The organism is Paraburkholderia sp. (genome assembly GCF_035948235.1).
Classification (GTDB): Bacteria; Pseudomonadota; Gammaproteobacteria; order Burkholderiales; family Burkholderiaceae; genus Paraburkholderia.
Genome location: NZ_DASZJJ010000331.1, coordinates 1 through 12196 on the forward strand (window position 1 = coordinate 1; position 12196 = coordinate 12196).

Consider the following 12196-nt stretch of genomic DNA (forward strand, 5'->3'; position numbering starts at 1 on the left):
GGCTGTATAACGCGAGTAGCGGCTATTACGGCATGAGCGCGACCAGCATGAGCGCGCTCGCGCAAGATGCTAATGCGCTGGCCGTGCTGACGGGCGTCGTGTCGCAAGGCAGCGCCGCGACGGTGCTCGCGAACCTCGCGCAGAGACTGGCGAATCCGTATGGGCGGCTAGCCTTTTCGACGGACAGCGGACGCACGGCGGTCGTCAGCCCGTTTGCAAGCGACATGGAAGTGCGCGCGCGCCTGGCCAGCGGCGATACGCGCGGTGCTTTGAGTCTGATTGGCACGCTCTGGGGCAATATGATCGCGGATGGCGATCACTACACCGGCGCAGTGTGGGAAGCGCTGGGCGCAGACGGTCTGCCGGTGAGTGCGCAAACGAGTCTTGCGCATGGCTGGTCGTCGGGGCCGACTGCGGCGTTGTCGCGCTATGTGCTGGGTGTACGCCCCGTGGCGGCGGGGTTCAGACAGTGGCTCGTCAAGCCGCAGACCGGCGATCTGCAATGGGTCGTGGGCACCGCGCCAACGCCATATGGTGCGTTATCGGTGAAGTGGGGCCGTTCGACGAGCGGGACGTTCAGAATGGATGTGGACGTGCCGTCCGGCACTACGGGTACGATCGCCATTCCTGCCGGCGGGACGGTCAGGATCAATGGCGTGGAGACGCAAACCGCGTTGTCGTCCGCGCTTGATCCTGGTTCGGCTGCAAGTGACGGCGTCGCCTTTCAGTACGTGGACAATGTGGGCGCGGGCCACTATTCGATTGTCGTGGGCGGGTGATTGACTGCCTCGCGACTCTGACTGCACGAGCGCCGACCTATGCGAGCGGCTGCAGGAAAAAATCGAGATTCGGTGGCGTTCTTCGAAATGGCGGCGAATTCCTGCCCGGGCAGGCTGGCGCAGATTCGTCGCCAACTAAGCTTCAGACTGGCGCCCACGTGCTTCAATAGCTTCTATCGCTGCTTGAGCCGAAATTTTCACATCGCGCTTTCTGGACCTCATGTTTTGTGTGAGAGCAGGTAACGCCTTGCGCGTGCCAATCTGGTTGAGAGTGGAGTGGCAATAAATGATGTCATTGGGATCCGAGGTCGTTGCCAGGATCTCCAGCAACTTGTCTTCAGCCTCTTCCCGATTACCACCATTCAAGGATCTGATTGCGGAGTGCCGTACCAGCCATCGCCTATCCTCGACAAGTGCAAATAGTGGACTGACGTCGACACTCTCGAAAAAATAAACTGCGGACCCCTCGGCGAGTCGCGGTGAAAGGGATTGTCGATGATCGAGGCGCCGGTGTCGAACGACAGTTGATAGCCGACGACAGTCGCACACAACAAGAGGGCTCATCCGCCTTAGCCCAACAGTTCGACGATCACTACATCCGTATCGTCACGTGCTATCAAATCCAGCTTCGCCTCATCCCGGACGGCTACGCCGTCGCGCGGCGCGAGCTGTATAGAGCCCACACCGAGCCTTCCGTGATCCGCAACAAGATACGCCGAGCCAGGCATCGGCAACGCGTGCTTTATTGTCATGCCTTCGCGCAGCGTCGCGATACGCACGCGTGCGTCGGCATTAATGGGCAGTGCGCCTTCGCGCACATCTTGAGGATCGCCGCTCGCCAGCGTCACAAAGCGGCCCTCGCGACATTCGTGCGAACAGACACGCGTCGCCCACCGCGGCGTACCGCCTGGCGTGCGTGGACGCAGCCAGATCTGGAACACCCGCGCGGGTACATGTTCCTCGTTTCGCTCGGCGTGATGGATCGCAGCGCCCGCGCTCATCGCCTGAACCGAACCGGCGACCAGCCGCGCGCGATTGCCGGCGTCGTCTTCATGCGTGATCGCGCCCGAGCGCACCCAGGTCACGATCTCGACGCTGCGATGCACATGCAGCCCGAAGCCCGAGTGCGGCGCGAATTCATCGTCGTTCCACACGTAGAGCGGGCCGAGCGGCGTATGTTCCGCGCGCCCGGTCCCGCCGACGCGAAAATGCAGTCGCGCGTCGAGCCGCTCGTTTTTGATTGTGCCGAGCGAATGGAAAGGGCGATGTTCGATCATGATGAAACTCCGTTCGGGCGCGCCGGATGTTGAAGACCGCATCCGTGCGCCCGTGCCACATTCAGATCTGCTGCTGGCCGCCATCGACAAACAGTTCGATGCCGTTCACGAAGCTCGCGTCGTCCGAGGCGAGGAACAGCGCGGCGCTGGCGATTTCGTTCGGTTCGCCCAGACGGCCCATCGGGATCTGCGCGGCCAGGTAATCGGCGAGACCCTGGCGTTGTGCCGCATCGTCACCGGCCAGGTCGAGCAGGCCAGGCGTGCGGGTCGCGCCCGGGCTGATGGTGTTCACGCGGATCTGGCGATCCTTGAGGTCGAGAATCCAGTTGCGGGCAAACGAGCGCACCGCCGCCTTCGACGCCGAGTACACGCTGAACGCCGCCGTGCCCGCGCTGCCTGCCGTCGAACCCGTGAGAATCACCGATGCACCCTTGGCCAGCAACGGCAGCGCCTTTTGCACCGTGAACAGGACGCCCTTCACGTTGCGGTTGAAGGTGTCGTCGAAGTGCTCTCCGGTGATGTCGCCGAACGCCAGCATCGAGCCGCCACCGGCGTTGGCGAACAGCACGTCCAGACGGCCCTGTTCCTCCTTGATCTGCGCATACAGCGCGTCGAGTTCGTTCAGTTTCGTCGAATCGACGCGCACGCCGGTCGCCTGACCGCCGGCTTCGCGGATGCCCTTCACGGCGGCGTCGAGTTCGGCCTGACGGCGGCCAGTGACGTAGACGTGCGCGCCTTCGGCGGCGAAGCGCTGCGCGGTGGCGAGGCCGATGCCGCTGGTTGCGCCGGTGACGAGTGCAATCTTGTTGTCGAGTTTGCGTGCCATGGTATTGCTCCTTTCGGTTCGTTCAGTGGAAGTGGGTGTTCGGTGGTTCGGTGTTGCGTGCTGCGATGTGTGAAGAATATCGACGGCCCAGTCTTTTCGAAATAGAATTGATTGCAATCTAACGTTGCATAAATGCAAAGATGAGGGCAAATGGCGAAGCTGCCGGATTTCGAGGGACTCGCGATGTTCGCGAAGGTCGCGGAGGAGGGATCGTTCGCGGCTGCGGCACGTGCGATGGGGGTGTCGGTGGCGACGGTCTCGCGCGGTGTCGCGCGTCTGGAGGACCGGCTGGGCGCGCGGCTCTTTAACCGCACGTCGCGGCAGTTATCGCTGACCGAGTTCGGCAGGACGATCTGCGAGAAGGCCGGCGAGATTTACCGCCAGGCCGAGGAGGCCGAAAGCGCGGCGCGCGAAATGTCCATACAGCCGCGCGGGCTGGTGCGCCTGGCCGTGCCGATGTCGTTCGGGTTGCGCTGGGTCGCGCCGCTGCTGCCGGGTTTCTTCCGCGCCTATCCGGAAGTGTCGATTGACCTGCATCTGTCCGATGCGCCAGTCGATCTGGTCGCCGATGGGTTTGATGCGGCGCTGCGTATCGCCGCGTTGCCCGATTCGTCGCTGGTGGCGCGGCGGCTGTGTGCGGTGACGCAATACGTGGTGGCGTCGCCGGACTATCTGGCACGCGAAGGGCGGCCCACCCATCCGCGTGAACTGGCGGATCGGCCTTGTCTCTCGTACGCGTATCGCGCGCGTAGCGATGTCTGGCGTTTCACAAACGACGCGGGTGAGGAGGAGCCGGTGATGCCGTCCGGCCCACTGCGCGTGACGAATTCCGACGCGCTGTTGCCCACGCTGCTGGACGGCCTGGCGATTGCCGAACTGCCTGAATTCATCGCTGGCGAATATCTGGCCGATGGCCGCCTCGAAGCGATCCTCACCGACTGGTCGCTAACAAAGGGCGGCCTTTACTTCGTGACGCCATCGGCGCGTGCGCGGCCCGCGAAGGTGGCGGCACTCTCCGATTACTTCGCCGAGCATCTTTCCGATCCGACGTGGCGATGGCCGAAGCAACAATAAAGTGGCGCTTCATCATTGCATTTATGCAACGATAGATTTCAAACGATTCTATTTCGCAAATATCGTCCGATCCGTATTCTCCTTTCCACCGGCTGCACGACATCACGTCGCAAGCCGCTCAACCACGGATAAGGAGAATCACGATGAACACGCAAGCGCACCCGAACACGCCCGATACCGCAACCGTCGCCTTCCTCGACGCGCTCAACAGCGGCACGGGCCCGGCCATCGAAACGCTCACGCCCGCCGCAGCGCGCGAAGTCCTGGCAGGCGCGCAGCGCAGTGTGGACGTGGATGTCTCGGGCATCGACGTTACGCGCCGCACGATCGAGCAGGACGGTCTGAGCGTGCCGCTCGTCATCGTCAAGCCGCAGGATGCGCGCGGCGTGCTGCCCGTGTTCATGTTCTTCCACGGCGGCGGCTGGATTCTCGGCGATTACCCGACGCATGAGCGCCTCGTGCGTGACCTCGTGGTGCAGTCGGGCGCGGCGGCCGTATTTGTTGAATACACGCCTTCGCCCGAAGCGCGCTATCCGGTTGCGATCAACCAGGCCTACGCCGCAACGAAATGGGTCGCCGCGCATGGCGCGGAGATCGGCGTCGATGGTGCGCGGCTCGCGGTGGTGGGCAACAGCGTGGGCGGCAACATGGCCGCAGTCGTCAGCCAGATGGCGAAGGACCGTGAAGGCCCGGCGATCCGCTTCCAGGGCCTCATGTGGCCAGTAACGGACCACGTCTTCGACAACGCCTCATACGACGCTTTCGAAAACGGTTACTTCCTGAGCCGCGACATGATGAAGTGGTTCTGGAGCGCCTACATCACCGACGCGACCGACACAGGCGAGCGCAACCAGGGCTACGCATCGCCGCTGCGCGCCTCGCTCGACGAGTTGAAGGGCTTGCCGCCCGCGCTGATCCAGACGGCGCAGTTCGACGTGCTGCGCGACGAAGGCGAAGCCTACGGACATCGTCTCGATCAGGCGGGCAACGACGTGACGACGACGCAGTACAAAGGCACGATCCACGACTTCGGCCTGCTTAACGTGCTCGCCGCCGACGCCCCGACGCGCGCCGCCATGCAGCAGATGGCGAGCGCATTGAAGACGCGCCTGCAGTAAGGCGCACGCGTCAACCAACAAGCAGGAGTGCATTCGCGGTGGTCTGGTCCAGATGCCCTGAAGGCGGCAGAGGGCGCATGACTCACACCGCGAATGCCAGCCCATCGCTGCGCGGATCGTGTGCGCCACACGCTGTGCCTTCGGCATCGAGACAAATCACGCCGGCTTGCCCTGCAAGCGGACTCAACGGCTGCAATTCGGCGATTTCGTGCCCGCGCGCGGCCAGCGCGTCGAGCAGTGCGCGGCCTGCATGCGATTCGAGCTTGAGGTTGTCGTGGCTGTCCGAGAAGGTGCGCCCGAGCAAAAAGCGTGGCTGCGCCAGCGCCGTGAGCGGATCCATCCCATAGTCGATCAGCCGCGTGAGCAGCGCCGCGAGCGTCTGCGGCTGGCCGTCCGCGCCTTGCGTGCCATAGAGCAGGCGCGCGCGGCCATCCACGAGATACATGCCGGGATTGAGCGTATGGAACGGGCGTTTGCCCGGCGCGATGGTGTTGGGGTGAGGCTCGCTGCCCGGCGCGCGAAAAGCCGCGCCGCGGTTGTGCCAGAGGATGCCGGTGTCGCCTGCCATCGCGCCGCTGCCCCAGTCGTGGAAGATCGTCTGCAAGACGCTCACGGCGCGGCCCCGGGCGTCCGTCGCGGCGAGATAGACGGTGTCCCCTTCGCGAAAGCGATGCGGCCAGGGTAACGCGCGCTCGGGCGCGATACGCGCCGCACAGGCTGCGAGATGCGCGTCGCCTAGCAGCGTGTCCACGGGCACGTCGTGCGTATCGGGATCGGCGAGATGGCGGTCGCGGTCGATGAAAGCCTGCTTCACCGCCTCCACGAGCCGGTGGTAGTAATCGGCGCTGCCATGCGCGCAGTCGCGCAAGCCCAGCTTCGCGAGGATGCCCATGATCTGCAGCGTCGTCACGCCCTGGGTGGGTGGCGGCAGGGTGGCGAGCACGCCTTCGCCGTAGCGCAGCGTGAGCGGCGGCGCGATGCGCACACGCGTGGCCGCGAGGTCGTCGGCGGTGAGCGGCGAGCCCGCTTCGCGCAGGCCGTGTGCAATGCGCTGCGCCAGTGCGCCTTCGTAGAAGTCGCGCGGGCCGTTCGCTGCGAGCGTGCGCAGCGTGGCCGCAAGCGCGGGCTGGCGGAAAGTCGTGCCGATGGCCGGGATTGCGCCGCCCGGCAGGAAGGTCTCAGCGAAGCCGCGCCACACTTGAGCGTCGCCGTATTCGGACGCGCGGTAGGTGGACCAGAAGTGCTGCGAGCGCGACAGCGCGAAGCCGTCTTCCGCGAGTGCGATGGCGGGCGCAAGCAGCGTATCCCACGCTAGCGTGCCGCCCCAGCGTTCCCGGCTCGCGCGGTACGCGGCTTCCCACGCGGCGACGGTGGCGGCGCTCGTGAGCGCGGACGCGGGGCCTCGCACGGGAATCGCGCCGTCGAAAGCGGGCAATTCGCGCGCCGCCTGGCCGATGCCCGAGATCGATTCGACAGGCTGGCCGGGATTCGCCATCAGCCAGAAGCCGTCGCCGCCCAGACCCGTGAAATGCGGCATCGTCACGCACAGGGCCGCCGCCATGGCGATGGCGGCCTCGATGGCATTGCCGCCGCGTACGAGCACATCGCGGCCCGCTTCGCTGGCGAGCGCGTGTGGGCTCGTGACGAGACCGGCGCGGCCACGCGCGTTGGCGGTTGAAGTTTGCGTCCTGGTGTTCATCATCGTCGTCATGCGGTGACTTCGGCATCGGCGTGGCCGCCCAGGTAGGCGGCCGAAAGCCTCGCGTCGGCGGCCAGTTCCGCCGCCGTGCCGCTCGCGCTCACACGGCCCTCCTCCAGCACATAGCCACGGTCGGCGATCGCCAGCGCCATCGCCGCCATCTGGTCGACCAGCAGCATCGACAGCGATTCGCGGCGCAGGTCGTCGAGCGAGGCGAACAGTTCGGCGATGACCTTGGGCGCCAGGCCGAGCGAAGGCTCGTCGAGCAGCAGCACGCGCGGCTTCGACATCAACGCGCGCGCGATCGCCAGCATCTGCTGTTCGCCGCCGGAGAGCAGTCCGGCGCGGCGATGTTGCCGCTCGCGCAGACGAGGATAGCGCGCGAACATCGACTCGATGCGCGCCTCCAGCTCGCCGCGCGGCAGGCGCCCCGAGGGAAATGCGCCGAGTTTGAGGTTATCGAGCACCGAAAGTTCGGGGAAGACCTGGCGGCCTTCCGGCACGAGCACGACGCCGAGCGCGGCAATCTGCGCGGCGTCGAGGCGCGCGAGGTCGCGACCATCGAACGTCACGCCGCCGGCCACGGGGCGATGCAGGCCGGCGAGGGCGCGCATGAGTGTCGATTTGCCCGCGCCGTTCGCGCCGAGCAGCGCGACCAGTTCGCCTTCGCGCACCTGCACGCTCACGTCGTGCAGGACGGGCGCGGCGCCATAGCCTGCCGTTACGTTGCCCACGCCCAGCACTTCGCGCGTGGGCGCGCCTTCCCGCTGCATGGCGTGCGCTGGGCGCAGCGCATGCAGCGCGGCGTCGTTCGACGCGCCCAGATAGGCTTCGCGCACGGCGCTGTTGGCGCGAATCGCTGCGGGTTCGCCTTGCGCGAGAAAGCGCCCCGCGTCGATCACGACGATGCGATCCGATACGCCCATCACGAGCGACATGTCGTGCTCGACGAGCCCGACGGTCACCCCCGCCTCGGCGATGCGGCGCAGCAGCGCGCCCAGGCGCGCCTTGTCCTCGCTGGAGAGCCCCGCGGCGGGTTCGTCGAGCAGCAGCACGGCGGGGCGCGTGGCGAGCGCGCGCGCAATTTCGACGAGACGGCGATCGACGTGTGCGAGGTTGGCCGCTTCGATATCGGCGTCGCCGTGATAGCCGCAGGCGCGCAGCAGCGCGAGCGCCTGCGTGCGCGGCGCATCGCCTTGCATGCGGGCGGCGCCGAACAGCGCACCAAGACGGCCGCGCGTGAGCGCGAGTGTCACGTTGTCGAGCACCGACAGGCTGCCGAACAACTGCGAAGTCTGATACGTGCGCGCCACGCCGGCGCGCGCGCTTTCGAACGCATTGCCCGCAGCCAGTTGCACCGGGCCCAGTTTGCGCGTGCCGCTTTGTGGGCGATAGAAGCCCGAGAGCATGTTGAGCACTGTCGATTTGCCCGCGCCGTTCGGGCCGATCAGGCTCGTCACGCGCGCGGCGGGCAGCTCGAACGAAAGTTCGCTGACCGCCTTCACGCCGTCGAACGTCATCGACAGTTCGTGAGCAGCGAGCGAGCGGCGCGCATCGGCGGCGAGCGGTTCAAGCGTTGTATGGCCAGACATGTCCGGATCGCTCATCGTCGCGCCTGGCTGCGCGCCCGTCTGCGGAACCAGTCGACGCATGAGCGCAGCCGCCACACCGGCGACGCCATTGGGCGCGCTCCACAGCACCACGAGCAGCAGCACGCCAAAGCAAAGCAGACGCAGACTCTCGAGCCCGGCGAGGAATTCGGGCAGCAGGCCGACCACGGCCGCGCCCACGAGCGGCCCGGCCAGCGACCCCGCGCCGCCGATCATGACGACGAGCACGAAGAGGATCGACTGCGAAAACGAGAACATGCCGGGCGTCACCATGCCTTGCAGTGGCGCGAACAGCCCGCCCGCGAAACCGGCGAGCGCCGCCGAGAACGCGAACGCCACGGCTTTTACCACGAGCGCGTTCACGCCGATGGAGGCTGCCGCGGTTTCGCTGTCGCGCACCGCGCGCATGGCCGCGCCCCACGCGCCGCGCGCGACGAGGGCATAAAGCGCCAGCGCAACGCCAAGCAGGGCGAGCGCGATGAGGGCGACGGCGCGCTCGCCATCGGCGAATCCGCCGAGCGCCGGGCCGAACACGTTCATGATGCCGTTCTGGCCGCCGGTGAGATCGCCGCCTTCCACGGCGCTTTGCTCGACCACGAAGGCGAACGCGATCGTCACCATGGCGAGGCCGGGTCCGCGCACGCGCAGGGCGGTGAGCGCAAGCAGCGCACCGGCTACGGCGGCAACGCCTGCACCGAGCGCCCACGCGCTCCAGAAGTTCCAGCCGAACTGCGTGGTGAGGATAGCGACGGCATAGGCGCCGATCGCAAAGAACGCCGCGTGGCCGAACGACACCTGGCCCGTGAGTCCGAGCAGCAGATTAAGGCCCACGCCGCAAATGGCGAGCAAGGCCACGCCCGCAAGCACCACGACGAAATAGCTGTTGACGCTGCACGCGGCAAACGCGGCGGCGAGCAGCACGGCGGCCAGCGCCGCGCCTTGCCAGAGGCCGCGTGAGCGTGACCCGTTGATGCGCGGCGCAATCACTGCCGCGCGCGTGCCGAGGGAAAGTCGGGAATCGCTCATACCTTGCGCACCTCCGCGCGGCCGAAGAGGCCGTTGGGCCAGATCGCCAGCAAGACGATCAGGAGGCCGAAAGTAATGATCTGGGTATAGCTGGAGCCGAGCGTGGCCGTGATCATCGCTTCGGCGGCGCCAAACAGCAGCCCCGCGATCATCACGCCCCACGCACTGGACAGCCCGCCAAGAATCGCCACCGCGAAAGCCTTGAGGCCGAACACGGTGCCCATATCCGACTGAACGTTGAAAAGCGGCGCGATCATCACGCCCGCAATGCCCGCGAGCAGCGCGGAAACCGCGAATGCAGCCGCTATGGTGCGCTGGATCGGAATGCCCATCAGGCGCGCGGCATCGCGGTTCTGCACCACGGCGAGCATCGCCACGCCCCAGCGCGAGCGGCGCAGCACGTAATGCAGCACGCCGGCGAGCAGCAAGCCGACCACGGGAATCACGAGTTGCAGCGGATACACGCCAAGCCCCGCGCCGCCGATGTGCAGCGACGTTTGCGCGAGCGGCGAGGGCAGGCTGCGCGGTTCGGTGCCGAAGGTCAGCATGACGACATTGTCGAGCACGATGCCGAGCGCCACGGTTGCCATGAGCCACGCATTCGAGCCGCGCCGCGCGAAGGGACGCACAGCCAGACGCTCGACGACGAGCCCGTAGAGCGCGCACACGGCCAGCGCCAGCACGATGGCAAGCGGCATGGGCCAGCCGAGCGTCTGCGCGAAGGTGTAGGCGAGCACTGCGCCCAGCATCATCGAGCTGCCCTGCGCGAAGTTGACCGTCGCGCTAACCGCGAACGTCAGATGAAAGCCGAGCGCCATGAGCCCGTACATGCTGCCGAGGCCAAGGCCCGCGACCAGCGCCGATATCCATTGCATGAGTGAATCTCCGGGAGCCTGTGCTTTACTTCGACGCCATCTGGCCGCCCGCGGCGCTCACCGGCACGATGCGGTTGTCGATGAATTGCGCCCATACGTAGTCGCTAGCGCTGAGCGCGTCGGGCTGCTGCTCGCTGAACGGATGCACATAGGTTTTGATCAGGCCGTCGTAATGGTCGATTGCATAGTAACCCTTACGAATTGCGTCGCCGTCGGTGGAACCGGCCTTGTCGATGGCGAGTGCCCTCAGATGCATCGCATCGTAGGCGCTGGCCACGCCCACGGCGGGCGTAATGTCGTCGGCGCTCTTGATGTCGGGATACTTCGCCTTGAGTTCGGCCACCACGCGCGTGCTCACCGGCGTGTTCGCGCCGAAGAAGCTATACGTCTGCACGAAATGGACGTTTTTTGCGTAGGGTCCCGCGAGCTCCGTGAAGCGCCCGCCCGCAGGGCCCCAGTGCGAAACGATCGGCACCTTCCAGCCCATGCGGTCGAGCGACTTCACGACCTGCGCCGAAGGCCCGACGTTGCCGACCATCAGCAAGGTATCGGCGCCCGCGGCTTTCAGTCGGCCCAGTTGCGGCGTGACGTCCACATCGGTGGCCTCGATTTTTTCAATGCCGGCCGGCTTCATGCCCTTCGCGGCGAGCGCCGCGACGATGCCTTTCTCGTTCGACTGGCCCCACGGATTGTTGACGAGCACAAGGCCCATCTTCTTCGCGCCGAATGCTTGCTGTGCGTGCGCGACCATCGCCACGTCCACCAGTTCGTCGACGGCGGAGACGCGGAACGCGAAGTTCGGCTTTGCGCCGTTGTGCGTGATCTGCGTGCCTGCGGCCCACGGATCCATGAAAGGCACTTTCTCGTGATTGGCCAGCGGCACGATCGCCATGGAAACCGGCGTGTCGAGCCCGCCGAACAGCACCGCCACCTTGTCCTTGTAGATCAGCTCGCGCGCGGCCAGCACGCCCTTGGCGGGATTGCCTTCATCGTCGCGACGCACGAGTTCGAGCTTGCGTCCGCCGAGCACGCCGCCGCTCGCGTTGATCTCGTCGATGGCGATGGTCATGCCGCGCGTGAGCGCTTCGCCCGCGCGCGCCGACTGGCCCGAGAGCGCGGTGACGAGGCCGATCTTGATGGTGTCGGCGGCGTAAGCGACGCCGCACGACAGCGCAGCCGCAGTGAGCGCAATGGCGACGGCGCTGGTCTTGAACCACTGGCGGCGCGGCGTTGAATCGGGGCGGACGGCCTTGACGGTGACGTGGCGTAGCGGCATGAGAAGGTTCTCCAGTGAGTTTGACGGGCGCGTGCCGAAGCCGCGGATGTGTCGCTTCACGCAAGACCTATGCCATTTCGTTCGCGATCGATGGATATTTCATGCGACACCAGCAACGACAATGTGCGAACGATATGGAACGCCAATTGCATACGATCCTGGTAACAGATGGTTAACCATTTGCGTTGCGCCAAATCGGTTCGCCCGCGCACAACGGCGGTGCGGATAGCGCGATGAATGGCACCACGTTATGGCGACAAAGCGGTGCACACCGCCGCCGGTCTTCAATTGAGGCCACAAACTGCACACATAGAGATGGACACAATGACGACAACCTTCATGGACGCTGCGCTGATCGATGCGGGCACAACCATGCGCGACGACCCGCGTTTCGGCGCGCTGCCAACGCATGGACGCTTCGACTATCGGCCGATCGTCGCGCGCGATTCGTATTGCTGGCCCAACGGCGCACGCCTCGCGGTTTATCTCGGCTTCAATCTGGAGCACTTTGCGTTTGGGGAAGGGCTGGGCGCGAATCTCGGCCCGCTTTCGCCGCAGCCCGACGTGCTCAACTACAGTTGGCGTGAATACGGCAACCGCGTGGGCGCGTGGCGCTGTCTCGATCTGTTCGACGAT

The 12196-nt window shown here is 65.9% G+C and carries 10 protein-coding genes and 1 pseudogene; 4 read left to right on the top strand and 7 right to left on the bottom strand.

Annotated features, from left to right (window positions below):
* Positions 1 to 779, top strand: a 779-nt coding sequence (locus VG320_RS29205; protein WP_327203560.1) for an alpha-L-rhamnosidase C-terminal domain-containing protein, incomplete at its 5' end; no start/stop codon positions are given.
* Positions 780 to 914: 135 nt separating this feature from the next.
* Here the strand turns inward: VG320_RS29205 and VG320_RS31245 are convergent.
* The 3 genes from VG320_RS31245 to VG320_RS29215 all read right to left on the bottom strand — a co-directional run bounded on the left by VG320_RS31245 (position 915) and on the right by VG320_RS29215 (position 2882).
* Entirely contained in the window at positions 915 to 1343 is a 429-nt protein-coding gene (locus tag VG320_RS31245; protein ID WP_414696156.1) for a HEAT repeat domain-containing protein, read from the bottom strand.
* Positions 1344 to 1348: 5 nt separating this feature from the next.
* On the bottom strand, positions 1349 to 2056 hold the full coding sequence (locus VG320_RS29210) for a pirin family protein (RefSeq protein WP_327203568.1): 708 nt from the start codon (positions 2054 to 2056) through the stop codon (positions 1349 to 1351).
* A gap of 61 nt (positions 2057 to 2117) precedes the next feature.
* The gene (locus VG320_RS29215; protein ID WP_327203561.1) at positions 2118 to 2882 is read right to left on the bottom strand and encodes an SDR family NAD(P)-dependent oxidoreductase; all 765 of its coding nucleotides are present in this window, start codon (positions 2880 to 2882) and stop codon (positions 2118 to 2120) included.
* Positions 2883 to 3032: 150 nt separating this feature from the next.
* Here VG320_RS29215 and VG320_RS29220 point away from each other — a divergent pair, with 150 nt between their 5' ends.
* Together VG320_RS29220 and VG320_RS29225 are read left to right on the top strand one after the other, a co-directional pair.
* The gene (locus VG320_RS29220) at positions 3033 to 3956 is read left to right on the top strand and encodes a LysR family transcriptional regulator (protein ID WP_327203562.1); all 924 of its coding nucleotides are present in this window, start codon (positions 3033 to 3035) and stop codon (positions 3954 to 3956) included.
* A 143-nt stretch (positions 3957 to 4099) separates the two neighbouring features.
* On the top strand, positions 4100 to 5074 hold the full coding sequence (locus tag VG320_RS29225; protein ID WP_327203563.1) for an alpha/beta hydrolase: 975 nt from the start codon (positions 4100 to 4102) through the stop codon (positions 5072 to 5074).
* Positions 5075 to 5156: 82 nt separating this feature from the next.
* Here the strand turns inward: VG320_RS29225 and VG320_RS29230 are convergent, their stop codons facing one another.
* Genes VG320_RS29230 through VG320_RS29245 form a run of 4 tightly spaced genes read right to left on the bottom strand, consistent with a single transcriptional unit; the run spans position 5157 to position 11560 of the window.
* A complete protein-coding gene (locus tag VG320_RS29230; RefSeq protein WP_327203564.1) occupies positions 5157 to 6785 on the bottom strand; it encodes a gamma-glutamyltransferase family protein in 1629 nt (542 codons plus the stop codon).
* Complete coding sequence (locus VG320_RS29235; protein WP_327203565.1) at positions 6782 to 9409, bottom strand: branched-chain amino acid ABC transporter ATP-binding protein/permease; 2628 nt, start codon at positions 9407 to 9409, stop codon at positions 6782 to 6784. The genes VG320_RS29230 and VG320_RS29235 overlap by 4 nt, the downstream gene beginning before the upstream one ends.
* On the bottom strand, positions 9406 to 10284 hold the full coding sequence (locus VG320_RS29240) for a branched-chain amino acid ABC transporter permease (protein WP_327203566.1): 879 nt from the start codon (positions 10282 to 10284) through the stop codon (positions 9406 to 9408). Before VG320_RS29240 ends, VG320_RS29235 begins: the two co-directional genes overlap by 4 nt.
* A gap of 25 nt (positions 10285 to 10309) precedes the next feature.
* Positions 10310 to 11560 (bottom strand): ABC transporter substrate-binding protein, encoded by a 1251-nt coding sequence (locus VG320_RS29245; RefSeq protein WP_327203567.1) that lies wholly within the window; start codon positions 11558 to 11560, stop codon positions 10310 to 10312.
* Between the two features lie 372 nt (positions 11561 to 11932).
* Here VG320_RS29245 and VG320_RS29250 point away from each other — a divergent pair.
* Positions 11933 to 12196 (top strand): annotated as a pseudogene (locus tag VG320_RS29250) (polysaccharide deacetylase); the annotation flags it as partial.